This is a genomic window from Aeromonas sp. SER (genome assembly GCF_038739615.1).
Taxonomy (GTDB): Bacteria; Pseudomonadota; Gammaproteobacteria; order Enterobacterales; family Aeromonadaceae; genus Aeromonas; species Aeromonas jandaei.
The window spans coordinates 293,703-312,848 of the sequence record NZ_JBCGFC010000003.1 but is presented as its reverse complement, the minus strand read 5'-3'; the positions used below and the strand labels follow the sequence as shown (position 1 = coordinate 312,848).

Here is a 19,146-nt window from a genome sequence, read left to right as displayed (position 1 = left end):
CCCCTTCGGGTCGTCTTGCTTGTGTCTTCACCTTCAGATTACTGATTGGTGGTACTTAAAATGTGATCTGAATCACAAAATGCAGCCATCATTATTCAGCAACTTATAAATTGTGATCTTTTCCGGTTTCGTGCCAAAAATCGCTTGAGCTCCTTGAAACTGGCAGGCAGTATGACGGGAATAGGATCGTTTCTGTCCCCTCTTGGCAGCACCCTGTGTCGACCTCATATCCGGTTCCCACTGCTTGATATCGCATGTTTGCACTTTGCCCCTCCTCTCTTCGACCTCATGAGCGGATCCGGAGCGGTTGCTGCTGCCTGTTGCTGGACATCAAACGTGGTCGGTTGTTGTGTTGGAGTCATAAATGAAGCATCAAGCCACGCAGGTCATGTGGTTTTTTGATCGGCAGCATGATCAGTGGAGTCTCTCTGAGCAGGGCACCTGCCAGCAGTGGCAAGGAAAGGGAGTCCATCCATGGGCCGACCAGCTGCTGCCGGAAGATGAAGCGGGCTTTGCCGACTTCCTCATCCGCCTTCATGAATCACACCTGCCGGAACAGTTTATCGGCCACCTCAGAGATAAAGAGGGAGCCCTCAACCATGTGCTCTGGAGCGGCCAGTTTGTGCCCAACCAGGAGGTTTGCTGTGGCTGGCTGATCCCGCTTGCCGCAACCTCTCTCAAGCTCTCTCTGCCTTTGCTGCAGACCAGCCTGCTCACCCAGCTGGCGCAGGCACTCTCTGCCCGCACCGGGCTCGACTTCTTCAACACCCTGGTCAAACAGCTCTCCCACATTCTGCAAGTCGATGCGGTCTGGGTCGGTGAGCTGAGCTCGGCGGATCGAGTGCGGGTGCTGGCCGCCGACGGGTTGGCGCTCAAGGATTACCCGCTGGCGGGAACACCCTGCCAGCAGCTCTATCGACAGGGCGCGGTCTGCCTAGAGGTGCTCTCCGAGCAGGAAGAGTACCAGCCGTGGCTGGCCGCCGGTCAGACCTATTACGGTCAGCCGCTGTTTGATGGCCGTGGGCAACTGCTGGGCCATCTGGCGCTGCTCAGCTCGGCGCCGGCAGACATGGCAAACCTCAACTCGGTGCTCAACACCTTCACTGTGCGGATGGTTGCCGAGCTGGAACGGCTGCAATCAGATGCCCAGATGCGCCTCTCTGCGGTAGCTTTCGAAACCCATGAGGGGATCATCATCACCGACCCGGGCTTCAAGATCCTGCGGGTCAACAACGCCTTTAGCCAGATCACCGGATTCGACAGCCAGGCTGTGCTCGGCCTGCAGCTGGAACAGGATCTCTGGCCCAATCTGGGGGGGCTCGGTTATGAGCTCAATCCCCTGAGCCGCTGGCAGGGTGAAACCCAGCGTCTGCACGCCGATGGTCATACCTATCCCCAATGGGAAATCGTGACGCCGGTACAGGATGAGAAGGGAGGCATAAGCCACTTCGTCATCTGCTTCGAGGATATCTCCGAGCGCAAGGCGGCCGAACGGCGGATCCAGGATCTCGCCTATTACGACGAGTTGACCGGTCTGCCCAACCGCCGCCAGCTGCATGAAACCCTGGTTCAGACCTTCAACGAGGCGACCCACAGCTGCCTGATCGGCGCGCTGCTCTTTATCGATCTCGATCACTTCAAGACCATCAACGACTCCCTTGGCCACGCCACCGGCGACTGGTTATTGAAAGAGGTGGCGACCCGGCTCAAGCGGCTGGTGCGTCAGGGCGATTGTCTGGCTCGCCTCGGCGGGGATGAGTTTGTCCTGCTGCTGCCGTCGCTGTCGGCCAGCCCGCCCCAGGCGGAGATGCAGGCCGACATCATTGCTGAGCGGCTCATTACCGAGATTGCCGCGCCTTACACCTATGCGGGGCAGGTGCTGCACATCGGTGCCAGTGTCGGCATCACCCTGTTTCCGGATCGGGAGCAGGGGGTCGATGATCTGCTCAAGCAGGCGGATACCGCCATGTATCAGGCCAAGTCGGCCGGTCGCAAGACTCGCCGCTTCTTTGACGCCTCCATGCAGCAGCAGGCGGATCGCCGCCTGCACATCCACAACGAGCTGCGCAATGCCCTCAACCAGCAGGAGCTGACGCTCTACTATCAGCCCCAGCATCTGGTGGATGGCGGCGACATCATCGGCGTCGAGGCGCTGATCCGCTGGCAGCCGGCGGGACGCGCACTGGTCTCCCCGGCCGAGTTTATCCCCATCGCCGAGGAGAGCGATCTCATCGTCGATATCGGCAATTGGGTGCTCCACGAAGCCTGTGCCCAGTATGTGCTGTGGGAGGAAAACGGAATCCATATCCCGCAGATCTCGGTCAACGTCAGTGCCAAGCAGTTCCATGCCACCGATTTTGTCGAGCGGATCCACGACGTGCTGGCGCAAACCGGCATGGATCCGGCCTGCCTCAATCTGGAGATCACCGAATCCGTGGTGCTGGGCCATGCCGAGGACACCATCAGCAAGATGACGGATCTCAAATCCCTTGGCATCAGCTTTGCCATCGACGATTTCGGTGCCGGCTACTCCTCCCTGAGCTATCTCAAACGGCTGCCCGCCGACGAGCTCAAGATCGACCGCTCCTTCATTCAGGACATCCCCAAGGATGGCGACAACATGGCCATCGTCGAGGCGGTGATCGCCATGGCGCGCCACATGGGGTTCAACGTTACCGCCGAAGGGGTGGAGTCACGCCAGCAACTGGAGTTTCTCAAGGCGCAGGGGTGCAGCTTCTATCAGGGCTATCTTGCCTCCAAGCCGTTGCCGGTGCCCTATCTGGAGAAATATGTGCAGCGCCTCGCGAGACAAGAATACCCGCGCGAAATTCAGCTGAGTGGCGTAGAAAAATAGTCTCCTCTCCCCGCTGTCGCCTTGGCTGGCAACGGGTAGAATGGGAGGCAGTAGACCCACCGCCCGCGGGCGGTGTTCTTGCCTCGCAATGGAGATGTTCAGTGAAAGCTGTATGGGGAATTGTTTTGTCGGCGCTGTTTGCGCCGGGTCTGATGGCACAAACAGCGGAGCAGTCGCTGTACCGTCAGGCCTACGATGCGGTAAAGGCCGATGATCAGGCCCGTTTCCAGCAAATTCGAGCCCGTTTGGCTCATTATCCCCTGTTGCCCTACCTCGATTACTACCAGCTCGCCTTTCGGCCCGGGGCGGCCGACTACAACGATGTGACCCGCTTTATCCGCGAGCATGGCGATACCCCCCAGTCAAACCGGCTGGAGCGCAGTTACCTCACCTATCTGGCCCAGAGCGAGCAGTGGTCGCAATTCCTGCGCTTCTATCCGGCCAAGCCGAGCTCCACCGATCTGCTCTGCATGCACTATCAGGCGCTCTACAACACCGGCAAACAGGGTGAAGCGCTGCAGGGGGCTGGCAAACTCTGGATGAGCGGCCAATCCCGCCCCGATGCCTGCTCGCCGCTCTTCAAGCTGTGGCAGGCATCGGGTCAGCGTACCCAGGAGAAGATCTGGCAGCGGATGACCCTGGCGTTCGAGGCGGAGAACCCCAACCTGATCCGTCATCTGGGGGCCAACCTGTCGGGTAGCCTGCAAAGCTATGGCGATCAGATGGTGACCCTGTTCGAGCAGCCTGCCAAGGCGATGAATCCCGCCTATTTCAGTAGCAATCCCTACTCAAGGAAGCTGCTCTCGCTCGGTTTGGCCCGTTATGCTAATCAGGAGCCGGAAGCGGTACTGCGCCAGCTGACGCTCTTTCGCAGCCGCTTTGGACTGACTCAGGCCGAGGTCAAACCGGTTGAGCGTGCCATTGCCCGGCGTCTGTTGCTGGATCGCTCACTGGCCCAGCGCAGCTGGCTCGACAATACCGTGGTGCGGTTGGCCGACCCCGATATCACCGAGCTGCGGGCCCGTCTTGCGATTTGGGAACAGGATTGGCGCGGCCTTTCCGGCTGGGTGAAAAAGATGCCGATGGCGCGTCAGAAAGAGGATCGCTGGCGCTACTGGATGGCGCGCTCTCTCGAAGTGCAGGGGCAGAAGAAACCGGCTCAGGATCTCTATCTGGAGACCGCCAACCTGCGCGGTTTCTACGGTTTTATGGCGGCCCAGCGTACCGGCGTGCCCTACCGCATGGTCAATCAGGGGGTGAAGCATGTACCTGACTGGCGCACTGCCAGCCAGCGCTGGCCCTTCCTGCTGCGGGTGCGCGAGCTGCTGTCGATGAACGAAATTACGGCGGCACGGGCCGAGTGGATCCATAACATGGATCGCAATCCGGTGGCCCAACGCATCGAGTTTGGTCATATTGCCCTCAATCAGGGGTGGCATGAGCTGGCCATTCTCTCCAGCATCCGCGCCGAAGCGTGGGATGCACTGGAGCTGCGCTTCCCCAAACCCTACACCCAGACCTTCAGTCAGGTGGCGCGGGAGCGGGCGGTCAACATGAGCCTGCTCTACGCCATCTCCCGTCAGGAGAGCGCGCTCTATCCGATGGCCCAGTCACCGGTGGGGGCACGCGGCCTGATGCAGCTGATGCCCTCGACCGCCAAAGAGACTGCCGGCAAGCTCGGTGTGCCCTATCGCAGCGAACAGCAGCTGTTTGACCCGGCGATGAACGTCCGGCTGGGGAGCGCCTACCTCAAGCGCTTGCTTGATCTCTACGATGGCAACCGGATCCTGGCGGCAGCGGCCTACAACGCCGGGCCCGGTCGGGTGAAGCGCTGGCGCGATCAGAGTGAAAACAAGCCGATGGATGTCTGGGTCGAGAGCATCCCCTACAAGGAGACGCGCAACTACGTGCAGAACGTGCTGTCGTTTGACCTCATCTATCAGCACAAGCTGCAGCAGCCGCTGCGCTTCATGTCGGATCGGGAGCTCAACCACGCCTATTGAGCACGGGGCCGCCAGTCGGCCCCGTTTTCAAATCCCGCAGGCAGCAGGTATCATCAGCAACGCTCTGTTACAAAAGGAAACATGAGTGGTGATCGGGCTCCGGGAAATGTTCCTGGGAGCGGGATATACTCGGCCGTCGGCACCAGCAGGTTCCCCTCACAATAAAGGAATGGATAGTGGCAACGATAAAAGACGTTTCTCAGCTGGCAAATGTGTCTATTTCCACCGTATCGCGCGTGATCAACAACACGGCGCAGGTCGCCCCGGAAAAGCGCGAGGCCGTATTGGCGGCCATGAAGGAACTCAATTTTCGGCCCAACAGTTTTGCCCAGGCTCTGGTCAGCAAGCGTTCCAACTGCATCGGCGTGCTGGTCGGCGACCTCTGTGGTGGCCCCTTCTTCGCCCAGATGATGCGGGGCATTGAAACCATGGTCGATCGGGCAAACAAGTTCACCATTGTGATGTCGGGCAACCATGACATTACCCGCGAACGCCATGCCATTCAGGCTCTGCTGCAGCGACAGTGCGATGCCCTGATCCTGCACAGCAAGGCGCTACCTGACGAGGAGCTGAGCGAGCTGGCGGCGGGCACCACTCCTATCGTCTTTATCAACCGTCAGGTGCCGGGCGCCGAAGATCGCTGCGTCTGGCTCGACAACAAGGCCGGGATCACCACGGCTTGCCAGCATCTGCTCGATGCCGGTCATCGCAAAATTGCCTTTATTACCTCCGATGACGAGGAGTTCGTCGATGGTCAGCAACGGATGGCAGGCTATACCCAGACGCTGGGGCGGGCTGGTATCGCCCTTGATCCTGCCCTGATCAGCCGCGGCTTTGCCGACGAGAACGGTGGTTATGTGGCGATGAGCGAACTGCTGGCGCGCGGTGTCGAGTTCACTGCCGTGCTCGGTTTCAACGATGGCATGGTGGCCGGAGCCATCTCCTGTCTGCTGGAGCGTGGTTACAAGATCCCGCAACAGGTGTCGGTGGTGGGGTTCGACGATATTCCCTATGCCCGCTACATCTATCCCAAGCTCACCACGGTGCGCTACCCCATCGAGGAGATGGGCAGCCGTGCCGCCGAGCTGGCCCTGCGTCTGCTCGATCACAAGCCGGTAGAGGGGTTGCCGCTCAAATTCGAAGCCCAGCTGGTGGAGCGTGAATCGGTCGCCTGATCTGCGGCGAGAAGTCCTGAGCAATATGGCCCCATCGGGGCCATATCTTTATCTGCCACATGCGTTCCGGTTTTACCCCGCCAGGGCAATACGCTGCTGGCGGCGCGCTTCCACCCCTTCAGCAAGGGTATCGAGCACTACCCGTGTCTGCTCCCAGCCGATGCAGCCATCGGTGACCGACTGGCCGTAGCACAGCGGCTTGCTGGCTATATCCTGGCGTCCCTCCTTGAGAAAACTCTCCACCATGACGGCGGCGATGGTGTGGCAGCCGTTGCCCAGCTGGGCAGCCAGATCCCGGGCCACGGGTAGCTGGCGGGCGTGCTGTTTCTGGCTGTTGCCGTGGCTGCAATCGACCATCAGGCGAGGGGAGAGATGGTGTTGGCGCAGCAGCTCACCAGCCTCTGCCACATGATTGTTCTGATAGTTGGGCAAGCGGCCACCGCGCAGGATCAGGTGACCATCGGGGTTGCCATGACTGCGCACCAGTGTCAGCCGCCCGTCACCGGAAGGCTGTGGATAGAGGTGCGCGGCCCGGCTGGCAAGGATGGCCTCGACCGCGATCCGGACGTTGCCATCGGTGCCGTTTTTAAAACCGATGGGGCAGGGGAGGGCCGAGGCTAGCTGGCGGTGCAGTTGGGATTCGGTGGTGCGGGCACCGATGGCGCCCCAGCTGATGAGATCCCCCAGATAGAGCATGCTGGTGAGATCGAGAAATTCGGTGGCACAGGCGAGCCCCTCTTGCCCGAGAGCCAGCAGCAGCTCGCGCGCCTGGCGCAATCCCTCTGCCAGCCGATCGCTGCCGTCCAGACCCGGGTCGAAGATAAATCCCTTCCAGCCGAGCGTCGTGCGCGGCTTTTCGAAATAGGTGCGCATCACCAGTTGCAGCTGATCCCCGTATTGGCCCTGCAGCTCGGCCAGCCGGCCACCATAGTCGCGGGCGGCGGCCGGATCGTGGATGGAGCAGGGACCGATCACCAGCAGCAGGCGGTCGTCCTCTCCCTGCAGAATATGACGAGCCTGCTGGCGGCTGCGTGCTATCTGACGGGCGAGTCGGGGGGGAACGGGGTGATCTTGTAGCAACTCATCCGGCGTGGGCAGGGTGGCAAGGGGTGATGCGTTCAGTAGTGAGGTGAACATGAGCGATCCTTATGAAAATGGAAACCTGCATGCTCATTGCTGTCCAGTGGGGATCTTCCCCTTATTGTGTCGGGCAACACAGCGCGGGCATGGGCCCGCGCTGTTGGCTTGATGAGCTTTAGAAGCGGGCCGAGCCACTGATGTAGTAGCTGCGACCCGGCTCCACGTTCTGGAAGGTGGGGTCTTTCTCCTGCAGGCGAACATCGGTCAGGTTGGTGATACCGACCCGCAGATCAAAGTTCTCGGTGACCTTGAAGCCGGTGCCGAGATCGAAGGTCTGATAGCTGGGCAGCTTGTGCAGCACCACGGCCTTGTTGACGGTCTGCTCCGCATATTGGGTGCCGGTGTAGGTGGTGCCAACGAAGGCGTTGACCCGCTCGGTGGCCTGCCAGGTCAGCTTGGCGTTGGCCTTGTGCTCCGGCCGTTCGGGCAGGGCCTGACCCTGATCGCCTTCCGCTTTCAGGTAGGTGTAGTTGGCACCCAGATTGATGTCGTCGGTCAGATCGAGCCTGCCGGTCAGCTCCAGCCCTTTGGTGGTGGCCTTCTCCAGGTTGTACCAGGTGCGGTCAGTGGAGTTTGGCAGCTGTTTGAAGGTGAGCATGTCGTCGATATCGGAGTAGAAGAGGGTGGCGCTGGTTTCCCAGATCCCTTGCCCTGCGATGACGCCCAGCTCGTAGTTGGTGCTGGTTTCCGGCTTGACCTTGTCGCTGCCATAGATGCGGCAACTGCCGCCACAGCTCTCGATGCTGTAGCCATTGGAGTACTGGTGCGGTGCCGGCGCCTTGAAGGCCTGGCTGACACCACCTTTCACGGTCACCACATCGTTCAGTTCGTACACCAGATAGCCGCGCGGGGTGAAGTGACTGCCGTAGATCTCGTGGTGATCGTAACGGCCGCCCAGAGTCAGGGTCAGGCTGTCGGTCAGGCCGATCTCGTCCTGAGCAAACAGTGCCTCCTGGGAGTGACTCTCCTTGCCGCCGATATCCTTGTAGCTCACCGCATCTACCAGCTCCCGATCCAGATATTCACCACCCAGGGTCAGGTAGTGGTTGGCCAGCGCCAGGTTGGTGTAGCCCTTGAGGGTGAAGGTGTTCTCTTCCAGTTCGCGCTGCTGCGGGGCCGAGTAGCTGGTATTGAAATCATCGATCTGGGAGCTTTCATAGTTGGCCATGACGGTGGTGTCACCCCAGCTCCAGTTCCCCTTGTGAGTCAGGCCAAACAGGTTGCGATCGTTCTGCTGCTGGCGGCTGTGCACCTTGTTGCCGGTCTTGCGGAAGATATCGAGGGGCCGCTCATCCTGGTTGTAGAGATAGTCAAACTCGAAGCGCTGCTGCTTATCCACCAGCCAGCTCAGGGTGGAGGCAAAGTTGCGGGTCTGCTTGGCTTCGATGAGCGGGATGCCATCGGCCGCTTCCGGCGGAGTCCAGGCCTGACGGTCGTACACTTCGCCATTCATCCGGATCAGCAGGTTATCGGTCAGCGGGCCGGTAAAGCCCAGGTTGGTTCTGTGCTGATCGCCGCCATCTTTGCCCTCGATGGCCTTGAAGTCAGCATCGGCTGCCCCTTGCCAGGTTTTGCCCGGCTGCTTGGTGATGATGTTGATGACACCGCCGATGGCATCGGAGCCGTAAAGTGCCGACATGGGGCCACGGATCACCTCGACCCGCTCGATCATGCCGAGGGGCACCGGGGTGTTGTCGAAGTTGCCACCGCGCCACAGGGCATTGGAGGAGGAGAGGCGTTTGCCATCCACCAGCATCAGGGTGTATTTGCCCGACATGCCGCGAATGCCGATGTCGCTGCGACCATTGGTGTCAGTCTCGGCCTGGATGCCCACCTCGTGGCGCAGCAGGTCGGCAAGGTCATTGACCGGTGCGGCCTTGATCTGTTCGGCACTGATAACCGAGATGGAGGCGGGGGCCGAGCGGGTATTGTGCGCCGTGGTGGTGACGGTGATTACCTCGTCGGCTTGAGGGGCGTTGCTGGCGGCGATGGCTTGCTGGGTCAGCAGGGTGACTATGGTGGTGGCCAGCAGGCTGGGGGCAATAAAACGGGAGGTTGAGGATTTCATTATTTACATCTTCCATAACATTCGAATGATAAGCGTTATCATTATCAAGTTGAATTTGCTCCGATCGCAACTCTTTTTTATCGGCGATGTTCGGTTTCGTTCGCCCCTCTCTTTTGACTAAAAAGAAGTTAATGAAATTGATTCTCATTTGTGTTGATCGTTTTTTCACTCCTTGTTAGGATGCCGCTCACCCTGCGATAGGGTGGGTCAAATGACTCACACTCTGTCGTTTCAGGTAGTGATTCATTCCAAGGAGTAGCACCGTCATGTGTGACCATGCACTGGAAGGAGAGTGGCCCGCCACAGCGGCCGGGCTGGATAAAGTGTGCTGTTTTGCCAGCGGTGACAGGGTACTGGTCGCCTCCGGTATCCACGACAGTTTTACCGGCATCCCGCCGGAGAAGCTGCTCGCCCATCTGCGTCAGTTGCGCCAGCAGGGGATGGTCAATCCCATCGCCATCGGCGCCATCCCGTTTGATACCCAATCCCCCTGGCATCTGGTGATCCCGGCGCAATCGCAGTGGGTCGCAAGGGATGCGCTGTTGCCCGCCCGCTGTTGCCAGCTCCATGGTGAGGTGAGTGAAGTGACCGGCGCTGCCCACTATCAGGGGGCGGTGCGGGCGGCACTGCAGCAGTTCAGTGAGGGCCAGCTTGAGAAGGTGGTGCTGTCACGCGCCATCGACGTGCAGAGCGCAGAACAGACCTCCCCCGCACACGCCTTTGGCTCTCTGCTGGCCCAGAATCCGGGCGCCTATGTGTTCCAGATCCCGCTGCCGGAGGGAGAGACCCTGCTTGGTGCGAGCCCCGAGCTGCTGGTATCGCGCAGCGAGATGGCGGTGGTGAGCAATCCACTGGCGGGCTCCCGTCCGCGCCACGCGTTTTCCGATCAACAGGCGGCCAGTGCCGAACTGCTTGGGGCGCAGAAGGAGCGCTATGAACATGCGCTGGTGGCCGATGCGGTCGCCGCCGCCCTCGCTCCCTTCTGCCGCGAGCTGGACGTCCCTCTGGAGCCGCAGGTGATCGCGACCCCTACCATGTGGCACCTTTCGACCCGCATTGCCGGACGGCTCCATGAGCCCTCTCCCGTGCTGGCACTGGCGCTGGCGCTGCACCCGACACCGGCGGTGTGCGGCACGCCGCTTTCGGCAGCGCGTCAGGCCATCGCCCGGCTCGAGGGGTACGATCGCCGCTTCTACTGCGGCGCCGTCGGCTGGATGGATGCCGATGGTAATGGCGAATGGGTGGTCACCATTCGCTGTGGCGTGCTGGCTGGCAGGCAACTGCGGCTCTATGCCGGCGCCGGGGTGGTGGTGGGCTCCTCGCCCGAAGCGGAGTGGCAGGAGACCGCCGCCAAGCTTGGCACCATGCTGCGGGCGTTTGGCCTCGAGAGCCGGGAGCCGGAGGTAACCGCATGAAGCCGCTGGTGCCCTTTACCCCCTGGCCTGCAGAGCTGGCGGCCCACTACCGGGCACAAGGTTGGTGGCGCGGGCAACCGCTCACCGCCCTGCTCGATGACTCCGCCGAACGTTATCCCGAGCGCACGGCCCTGATCTGCGGCGAGCGCACCCTCAGTTATGGCCAGTTAAAACGTGAGGTCGATGCGCTGGCGGCGCGGCTGACCGTGCGCGGGCTCGGCCATGGCGATACCGCGCTGGTGCAGTTGCCCAACTGCGCCGAGTTCTATATCTGCTGGTTTGCCCTGATCCGCTGCGGTGTAGTGGCGGTGCATGCCCTCTACAGCCACCAGCGGCGCGAGCTGGTAGCCTTTGCCCGCCAGATTGAGCCCGCCTTGCTGGTACTCAGCCCTTCTCACCCCGGCTTTGCCGGTGCAGCGGGAAGTCTCGTGGCCCTTGACGAGTTGGCATCGTCCTCCAGTCAGACACTGCTGTTCGAGCCGGCTGAAGGCGCAGACCTTCAGTCTGGGTTTGCATGGCGCCAGTCTGAAACCGTGGCTCGTGCTGATGGTTTTGTGCAGGTGGCCACAGCGCCTACACCAACCCCGGCCGATCAGGTCGCCTTTTTCCAGCTCTCCGGCGGCAGTACCGGCACTCCCAAACTGATCCCCCGTACCCACGATGACTATGGCTACAGCGTGCGCCAGAGCGTAGCGGTGTGTGGTTGGGATGAGCGGGTGATCTATCTCTGCGCCCTGCCGGCGCCCCACAACTTTCCCCTGAGCTCCCCCGGCGCACTCGGAGTGTTTTATGCCGGTGGCTGCGTGGTGCTGGCAAAGGATCCTTCCGCAGTAACCTGTCTGCCGCTGGTGCAGCGTCATCAGATCAATTGGGCGGCCCTGGTGCCACCGGCTCTGGCGCTCTGGCTGGAGGCGGCCAGCCACTATCCGCAGACCTCTCTGGAGTGTGTGCAGGTGGGAGGTGCGCGCCTCAGTCCGGCTCATGCCGATGCGGTAGCGAGCCGCCTTGGTTGCCGCTTGCAGCAGGTGTTCGGCATGGCCGAGGGGCTGGTCAACTACACCCGCACCGAGGATGACCAGTGGCACATCGTCAATACCCAGGGCCGCCCGATGAGCCCGGGTGACGAGGTGGAGGTGCGAGATAGCGACGGGCGCCCCTTGCCCGATGGCGAGTGCGGCGAGCTCTGGACGCGTGGCCCCTACACCTTTCGCGGCTACTTCAAGGCTGATGCCCACAATCAGCGGGCTTTTGATCGGGACGGTTTCTACTGCACCGGCGATCTGGTCTGCCGCTTGCCCGGCGGTCATCTGATGGTGGTGGGGCGTAACAAGGATCAGATCAACCGGGGCGGGGAGAAGATCGACGCCCTCGAGATTGAAGAGCTGCTAATTACCCATCCAGATGTGCGGCAGGCGGCACTGGTCGCCATGCCTGATCCCATGCTCGGGGAGCGCAGCTGCGCCTTTCTGATGTGCCGCGCCCCCCTCAATCTGCCCCGCTTGCGCCGTTTCCTGCGCGAGCAGGGGGTGGCCGATTACAAACTACCCGATCGCCTGGTGCTGGTGGAGCAACTGCCCCATACCCCGGTCGGCAAGATAGACAAACAGACGCTGCGCGAGCAGCTCGCCAAGGAGTGTGCATGACCATTCAATCCCTCGCCGCCTATCCGCTGCCCACTGCTGAGGAGCTGCCCACCGGGCGGGTGAACTGGCCTTTCGAACCGGGCCGCGCCGCCTTGCTGGTCCACGATATGCAGCACTATTTCGTCGACTTCTACGGGGAGGGCAATCCTCTGATCAATCAGGTCATCGACCATATCGCCACCCTGATCCGTCAGGCGCGTGCCCTCGGCATGCCGGTGGTCTACACCGCCCAGCCCGCCGAGCAGAGTCAGGCCGATCGGGCGCTCCTCAACGACATGTGGGGGCCCGGGTTGACCCGAGCGCCGGAGCGTCAACCCATCGTTCCGGCGCTGGCCCCCGAGCCGCAGGATACGGTGCTGACCAAGTGGCGCTACAGCGCTTTTTGCCGCTCTCCACTGGCCGAGCTGATGGCCCAATGGGGGCGGGATCAGCTGGTGATCTGCGGCATCTACGGCCATATCGGGGTGATGCAGACGGCGGTCGATGCCTTTATGCGCGATATCCGCCCCTTCCTGGTGGCAGATGCCATCGCCGACTTCTCCCGCGAGGATCATCTGCTGGCGCTCTCCTACGTCAGCCGCAATGCCGGTCGCGTGATTACCGTGGCCGAGGTGATGGCGGCCAGCAAACGTCCCCTGACTCGGGAGGCACTGCGTGATCTGGTGTTGGCGCGGCTGCCCGCTGAGATGCAGCATGAGCAACCCACCGAGGATGACAACCTGCTCGACTACGGCCTCGACTCGCTGGCTGTGATGGGGCTGGTGGAGGAGTGGCGTCAGCAGGGGCTGGTGGTGGAGCTGGCCGAGTTGGCCCGCACGCCGACTCTGGCTCACTGGTGGGCGCTCCTCTCCCGTCAGCTTAATGCCAGTCAACCCAATGTCAGTCAGGCCACGGCTTATCAGGCTAACGAAGTGCACGTCAGCGAACCGGAGTGCACCCCATGAGCGAGTGGCAAGGTAGAACCGTCTGGGTAACCGGCGCGGCGCAGGGGATTGGCCATGCGGTGGCGCGTACCTTTGCCGAGGCGGGGGCCAGCGTGGTGGCGTTCGATCTGCAACTGGCCGAGGCGTTGCCCGGCAACGTGAAGGGGGTGACTATCGACGTGAGTGACAGCGAGGCCGTGACCCGCAGCTGCGAACAGCTGCTGGACGAGGGGCTGGGGCCTGATGTGCTGGTCAATGTCGCTGGCGTACTGGCGACCGGCAGGCTCGATGAGGTGGATGATGCCCTCTTGCAGCGCACCTTTGCCATCAACACCTTCGCCCCCTTCTACCTGATGCGGGCCCTGACCCCCTGGTTTCAGGGGCGGCACAGGGGCGCCATCGTCAATGTCTCCTCCAATGCCGGTCGGGTGCCGCGAGTGGGGATGGGTATCTATGGCGCCTCCAAGGCGGCGCTGACCAGCCTCACTCAAGCGGCAGGGCTGGAACTTGCTCCCTACGGCGTGCGCTGCAATCTGGTGTCGCCGGGCTCGACCCGCACCCCGATGCTGTACGGCATGTGGCAGGAGGGGGAACAGCGCGAAGGGGAGCTGCGCACCATCGCAGGCCTGCCCGGGCAGTTCAAGCTGGGGATCCCCCTTGGCAAATTGGGAACACCCGACGAGGTGGCTGCCTGCGTGCTGTTTCTCGCCTCCGATGCCGCCAGCCATATTACCTTGCAGGATCTGGTGGTCGATGGCGGTGCCACCCTGGGGGTCTGATCTTCGGCCTGCCGGTGTGGAGGGTACGACTCTCTCTTTATCGAGGAGGCATGGCCTCCTCGCTTTTCAGCCATGCGGGCAGGGGCAAGCCGCTGCCCGCTCGATGTTTGCGCAAGGATATTCCCATGGAACAGACAATGGCGATGCGCGCCACCCACCAGCGTGGGGAGCACCCACGCTGGCCACTTACCACTGCTCAGGCGGGCATCTGGTTTGCCCAGCAAAAATACCCGCAGAGCCCCGCCTGCAATACCGGCGAATACTGGCTGCTGGAGGGGGCGCTGGCTCCCCATCACTTCACCCGCGCGGTGCGCCAGACCATCGACGAGATCCCCGGTCTGCACTGCGCCTTTGTGGCTACTGCCGATGGTCCGCAGATGGTGGCCAACCCCGCCTGCTGGCAGCTGGCAGAGCGAGATTTGCGCAGCGAAGCCGATCCACTCGCAGCCGCGCAGGCCGAGATGCGTGCGCAGCTGGCCGTCCCCTTCAATCTGGCCGGGGGGCCGTTGTTTGCCACGACGCTCTATCGCCTTGGCGAGGGGCGGTGGGCCTGGTTTATCGCTGTGCACCATATCGCCATCGATGGCTTTGGCCTGAGCCTGCTCTGCCAGCGGGTGGCGAGCTGGTATGAGGCGCTTTGCATCGGCGAGCAGCCTGTCCCCTGCCGTTATGCGACCCAGCAGGAGTTGTTGGCCGAAGAGGCGGCCTATCAGGACTCACCGCGCGCCGCGCGGGATCGCGATTTCTTCGTGCAGCAGCTGGCCGGGGTGGATAACCCGGCGTCGCTCTCCCGCCGTCCGGCGCAAGGGCCGGGCCCCACATATCGTCTTGAGCAGCGGCTTGCTGGCCACCAGTGGCAGGCATTGGTGGCGCGGGCGAGTCGCTCGGCCTGCCACCCCTACAGCCTGCTGCTGGCGGCAGTGGCCAGCTATGTGCAGCGAATGAGCGGCGCTGGCGAGGTGGTGCTGGGTATTCCGCTGATGGGGCGGCTGGGCTCAGCGGCGGCCGATACCCCCTGCATGAAGGTCAATGTGGTGCCCCTGCGCATCGAGCTGAGCGGCTCCAGCCGGGTAGGGGCGTTGCTGGCACAGGTCGAGCGGCAATTTGCCGCCCTGCGCCGTCATCAGGGCTGTCGTCAGGAGTGGTTGCAGCAGCGTCAGCCGGGCCAGCCGCTGTTTGGCCCTCAGGTCAATCTGATGCCCTTTGCCCGTACCCTCAGCGTGGGTGAAGGACACAACGAAGTTCGTGGCGAGGTGCAGGTGCTGGCGGCGGGGCCGGTGGAGGAGTGCGCCTTCTATTTTGCCGAGGAGGCAGGCGCGATGACCCTGACCCTCGAAGCACATCAGGGGCGCTTCAGCCAACAGGAGAGCGAACGTCATCTGGCCCGGCTGGTCGCCTATCTGGCGGTTTGGAGTGCGGCGGCTGACGAGGCCCTGGCGGTGCGATTGCCGCTGCTGCTGCCTTGCGAGCAGGCTGAGCTGGCGCGCTGGAACCAGACCGACTATCCGTTGCCTACTACCACTCTGAGCGCACTGCTGGCCGAGGGGCTGGCGGCGGCGGATCAGAGCGCCATCGCGCTGGAGTGTGGCGCCGAGCGCTGGAGTGTTGCCGAGCTGCGCCTGCGAACCCGCCAGCTGGCATGCTATCTGGCGGGGAGGGGCGTGGGCCCCGGTTGTCGGGTAGCGGTGGTGATCCCGCGCGCTCCCGAGCTTATTCTCGCCCAGCAGGCCATCATGGCGGTGGGGGCCGTCTATGTACCCGTTGACCCGGACTACCCGGCGGAGCGGATCGGCTACATTCTCGCCAGCAGCAATCCTGCGCTGGTGCTGACCAGTCGTACGCTTCAGATGCCGCTCGATGTGGCCGCGCCACTTGTTTGCCTCGATGCCCCCGGTGTGGCAGAGCAGCTGGCGACGATAGACGTGGCGGCGACAGCACCTTGTGATCTGCCAGCCCCAAAACCGGAAGATGCGGCCTACATCATCTACACCTCAGGTTCGACCGGTCGGCCCAAAGGGGTGGTGGTGAGCCATGGTTCCATCGTCAACCGACTGCTCTGGATGCAGCACATGTATCCCATCGGCCCGGCGGATCGGGTGCTGCAAAAGACCCCGGCCGGTTTCGATGTCTCCATTTGGGAGTTTTTCTGGCCCTTTATGACAGGTGCGCGACTGGTGCTCGCCAAACCGGGTGGCCACAAGGATCCCGCCTACCTTGCCGAGCTGATTGAGCAGGCCGGGATCACCACCTTGCACTTTGTTCCCTCCATGCTGCAGATCTTCGTCGCACAAGCCGAGCCTGCGCGTTGCCGCGCCCTGCGCCAGGTATTCTGCTCCGGCGAGGCGCTGCCCGCGGATCTGGTGCAGCGCTGGTATGGGACATTCTCAGCCCCGCTGCACAACCTCTATGGCCCGACCGAGGCGGCGGTGGATGTCACCTGGTATCCCTGCCGGGCAGACGAGGCGGTGACCAGCGTGCCCATCGGCTATCCGGTCTGGAATACCTGCATCCACATTCTCGACCCCTGGTTGCAGCCGGTGCCCCCCGGTGTAGCGGGGGAGCTCTGGATCGGCGGCGTGCAGGTGGCGGAGGGCTACTTTGGCCAGCCCGAGCTCACCGCCGAGCGCTTTATTGCCAACCCCTTCGGGGCGGGACGGCTCTATCGCAGCGGCGATCTGGCCGCCTGGCGCGAGGATGGTGCCATCGAGTATCTGGGGCGCCTCGATTTTCAGGTGAAGATCCGCGGCCAGCGCATCGAACTGGAGGAGATCGAGCAGGTGCTGCTGCGCCATCCCCGGGTGGCGCAGGCGGTGGTGCTGGCCCCCGAATTTGCCCCCGGCGATCGCCGTCTGGTGGCCTATGTGGTGGCCGCAGATAGCAGCGAGCTGACGCTGGCCGAGCTTACACCTGCCCTTGGTGCTGCCTTGCCTGACTACATGGTGCCGGGGCTCCTGGTCACTCTGGCTGAGCTGCCGCTCACTCCCAATGGCAAGCTGGATCGCAAGGGGCTGCCACTGCCCGATATGGCGTCGGCGGTCGGTCAGTCACTGCCGAAAACCCTGCTGGAGGAGCGGCTCTGTCGCCTCTTCGCCGAGGTACTGGGGCTGGCGCGAGTCGGCGCCGACGATAACTTCTTTGCCCTCGGTGGCCACTCCCTGCTGGCGGCGCAGCTGGTGGTGCGCATTGAGGAATCAATCGGACAGGATCTCACTCTGGCCAGCCTGTTCGAAGCGCCGAGCCCAGCCCAGCTGGCGCGTCGTCTTGGTGGTGAGCGGGAGGCCATGCCCATGCTGTTGCCCCTGCGGGCGCCCGGTGCGCCGGCGGGTACATCGGGTCCCACACTCTTTTGCGTCCATCCCGCAGGGGGGCTCGGCTGGTGTTATGCGCCGCTGGTGCCCCATCTGCCGACCGACATGGCGGTCTATGCCCTGCAGGCGCGGGCGCTCTGCCAACCGGATGCGCCGCTGTCCGCCAGCTTCGACGAATTGGCTCTCGACTATGTGACCGAGCTGCGTCGTCAGCAGAGCGAGGGGCCCTACTGGCTGCTCGGCTGGTCGCTCGGGGGCATGCTGGTGCACCGGATGGCCGCCATGCTGCAAGAGCAGGGACAGGAGGTGGCCATGGTGCTGCTGCTGGACGCCTACCCCTGTCAGCAGTGGCAAACCCAGCCGTTGCCCGACGAGCAGCGGATGCTCGATGCGCTGCTGCGGATGGGGGGGATTGCGGTTGCGGACGAGGCGCTCGATTCCCTTACTCGGGGCGACGTGGTGGCCAGGCTGGGAGCCGAGGGGAGTGCGCTGGCCATGCTCGACGAGCAGGTGGTGAGCGCCATGATTGAGCTGGTTGGCCACAACAACCGGCTGATCCGCCAGCCGGTCGACTACTGCTACCACGGGGAGGTGATCTTTATCGAGGCGTCAGCCTCCCGCCAGCTCTGGCTGGATGGACGTGGTTGGGAGCCGCTGACAAAAGGCGAAATCCGTTATGAGCGCTTCCCCTGCCTGCATCAGGAGATGGTGCATCCCGACTGGCTGGCAAAGGTCGGCGCCCTTATTTGTGAGCGGGTCGATGGGGTCGGGCAGCAACCGCACATCCGGCAGGAGGGGGATGCATGACCCCGGTTGCCGCCATCCGGGAAGCCTTGCAGGCGGGCAAGCTGGTGGGGTTGGGGGAGCCGCACTGGCACCCGGATTTTATCCGGCGCCAGCACGCCTGGCTGTGTGATCCGGTGCTTTGGGGAATCATGAACGATCTGGTGCTGGAGTGCGGCAACCGCCGCCATCAAGGCTTGCTCGATGCCTGGCTGACGGGGCAGGAGAGCTGGCAGGGTGAGCCGCTGACGCTGGCGCGACTCTATCCGGTCTGGCTCGACTCCTGCGCCTTTCCCGCCTGGATGGCCCCCGAGTTTCCGGCTCTCTTTTCCGCTCTGCGCCAGAGCAATATGGCGCGCCCTGAACATATGCGGCTGCGTGTGCATCTCTGCGAGCCCTCATTCGAGTGGCAGGCGATGAGCCCGGAGCGCTGGCAGCAACACAACAGGGGGCGGGATCAGGCGCTGGCCGACTATCTTCTTGCACTTCCCGCCCGCGGCGTGGTGCTGCTGGCGGGGGCGCGCCATCTGCTCAAAGCCGCAGGGGATCCCCACTTTGCGCAGCCGACGCTGGGCCAGTTGCTGGAAGCAGCAAGACCAGGTTGGCTGCAGGTGATTCACCCTTGGCCAATGGTTGCTGGGAAGGGAGATGGGGAAGAGGAGCGGGTGTGCGATCTGGCCGGGATTGCGACCGCCGATCTCTATCCTCACTGGCCGGCGTATCCGCCGCTGGAAACTCTTATCGATCGGTTGGTGCGCGTGGCTGACCGGGGACGGGAGATGCGAATTTGTCCCACCTTGCTGGCCGAGCCTTGGCGCAGCCGCTTGCTAAGTCGCGCTCACTTGCTGCCAGCTGGCATGGCCCGCCAGCTGCAACAGTGGCTGGCGTAACTGCTGGCTGTCGTAACCGTTGACTTGAGTAACAGAAGGGGGGCAAGGCTCCCCTTTTCAATATTTGGCATCCTGCATTCAGCACTGCAAAGTTGCACCATTTACGGCATACCTTGCCGCTCATCGCCGAAAATTCAGCTCCTTCGCTACTTTAAAGAAGTTTCT

Annotated in this window: 11 protein-coding genes; 9 read left to right on the top strand and 2 right to left on the bottom strand. The window is 62.7% G+C overall.

Translation table 11 applies throughout. The annotated features are described in order from the left end of the window. The first annotated feature begins 364 nt into the window (after positions 1-364). From AAHA41_RS06470 to AAHA41_RS06460, 3 genes are all read left to right on the top strand, one after another. Positions 365-2,854, top strand: a complete 2,490-nt coding sequence (locus tag AAHA41_RS06470) for an EAL domain-containing protein (protein ID WP_323068783.1) — start codon at positions 365-367, stop codon at positions 2,852-2,854. Between the two features lie 101 nt (positions 2,855-2,955). Then, positions 2,956-4,857: a transglycosylase SLT domain-containing protein gene (locus AAHA41_RS06465; RefSeq protein ID WP_323068785.1), complete on the top strand. Its 1,902-nt coding sequence runs from the start codon at positions 2,956-2,958 to the stop codon at positions 4,855-4,857. A gap of 176 nt (positions 4,858-5,033) precedes the next feature. Next, positions 5,034-6,032: a LacI family DNA-binding transcriptional regulator gene (locus AAHA41_RS06460; RefSeq protein ID WP_042033294.1), complete on the top strand. Its 999-nt coding sequence runs from the start codon at positions 5,034-5,036 to the stop codon at positions 6,030-6,032. 72 nt (positions 6,033-6,104) lie between these two features. On the opposite strand, the gene AAHA41_RS06455 is transcribed toward AAHA41_RS06460, so the two are convergent. Further along, positions 6,105-7,169, bottom strand: coding sequence for a 3-deoxy-7-phosphoheptulonate synthase (locus AAHA41_RS06455; protein ID WP_323068786.1), 1,065 nt, complete (start codon positions 7,167-7,169; stop codon positions 6,105-6,107). Positions 7,170-7,287: 118 nt separating this feature from the next. After that, a complete protein-coding gene (locus AAHA41_RS06450) occupies positions 7,288-9,240 on the bottom strand; it encodes a TonB-dependent receptor (protein WP_323068788.1) in 1,953 nt (650 codons plus the stop codon). Positions 9,241-9,506: 266 nt separating this feature from the next. Here AAHA41_RS06450 and AAHA41_RS06445 point away from each other — a divergent pair, with 266 nt between their 5' ends. From AAHA41_RS06445 to AAHA41_RS06420, 6 genes are all read left to right on the top strand, one after another. Further along, positions 9,507-10,655, top strand: a complete 1,149-nt coding sequence (locus AAHA41_RS06445) for an isochorismate synthase (RefSeq protein ID WP_323068789.1) — start codon at positions 9,507-9,509, stop codon at positions 10,653-10,655. After that, complete coding sequence (locus tag AAHA41_RS06440) at positions 10,652-12,298, top strand: (2,3-dihydroxybenzoyl)adenylate synthase (RefSeq protein ID WP_071911719.1); 1,647 nt, start codon at positions 10,652-10,654, stop codon at positions 12,296-12,298. The genes AAHA41_RS06445 and AAHA41_RS06440 overlap by 4 nt, the downstream gene beginning before the upstream one ends. Continuing rightward, a complete protein-coding gene (locus tag AAHA41_RS06435) occupies positions 12,295-13,242 on the top strand; it encodes an isochorismatase family protein (protein WP_071911717.1) in 948 nt (315 codons plus the stop codon). The genes AAHA41_RS06440 and AAHA41_RS06435 overlap by 4 nt, the downstream gene beginning before the upstream one ends. After that, positions 13,239-14,000 (top strand): 2,3-dihydro-2,3-dihydroxybenzoate dehydrogenase, encoded by a 762-nt coding sequence (gene dhbA, locus AAHA41_RS06430; RefSeq protein ID WP_071911715.1) that lies wholly within the window; start codon positions 13,239-13,241, stop codon positions 13,998-14,000. Before AAHA41_RS06435 ends, dhbA begins: the two co-directional genes overlap by 4 nt. A 125-nt stretch (positions 14,001-14,125) precedes the next feature. Then, a complete protein-coding gene (locus tag AAHA41_RS06425; RefSeq protein ID WP_323068791.1) occupies positions 14,126-18,115 on the top strand; it encodes an amino acid adenylation domain-containing protein in 3,990 nt (1,329 codons plus the stop codon). After that, on the top strand, positions 18,112-18,981 hold the full coding sequence (locus tag AAHA41_RS06420; RefSeq protein WP_323068792.1) for a hypothetical protein: 870 nt from the start codon (positions 18,112-18,114) through the stop codon (positions 18,979-18,981). The genes AAHA41_RS06425 and AAHA41_RS06420 overlap by 4 nt, the downstream gene beginning before the upstream one ends. Positions 18,982-19,146 lie beyond the last annotated feature (165 nt).

Coding starts and splice junctions, on each gene's coding strand:
- AAHA41_RS06440 (WP_071911719.1), top strand. CDS start 10,652: ATGAAGCCGCTGGTGCCCTTTACCCCCTGGCCTGCAGAGCTGGCGGCC.
- AAHA41_RS06445 (WP_323068789.1), top strand. CDS start 9,507: ATGTGTGACCATGCACTGGAAGGAGAGTGGCCCGCCACAGCGGCCGGG.
- dhbA (WP_071911715.1), top strand. CDS start 13,239: ATGAGCGAGTGGCAAGGTAGAACCGTCTGGGTAACCGGCGCGGCGCAG.
- AAHA41_RS06420 (WP_323068792.1), top strand. CDS start 18,112: ATGACCCCGGTTGCCGCCATCCGGGAAGCCTTGCAGGCGGGCAAGCTG.
- AAHA41_RS06425 (WP_323068791.1), top strand. CDS start 14,126: ATGGAACAGACAATGGCGATGCGCGCCACCCACCAGCGTGGGGAGCAC.
- AAHA41_RS06435 (WP_071911717.1), top strand. CDS start 12,295: ATGACCATTCAATCCCTCGCCGCCTATCCGCTGCCCACTGCTGAGGAG.
- AAHA41_RS06450 (WP_323068788.1), bottom strand. CDS start 9,240: ATGAAATCCTCAACCTCCCGTTTTATTGCCCCCAGCCTGCTGGCCACC.
- AAHA41_RS06455 (WP_323068786.1), bottom strand. CDS start 7,169: ATGTTCACCTCACTACTGAACGCATCACCCCTTGCCACCCTGCCCACG.
- AAHA41_RS06470 (WP_323068783.1), top strand. CDS start 365: ATGAAGCATCAAGCCACGCAGGTCATGTGGTTTTTTGATCGGCAGCAT.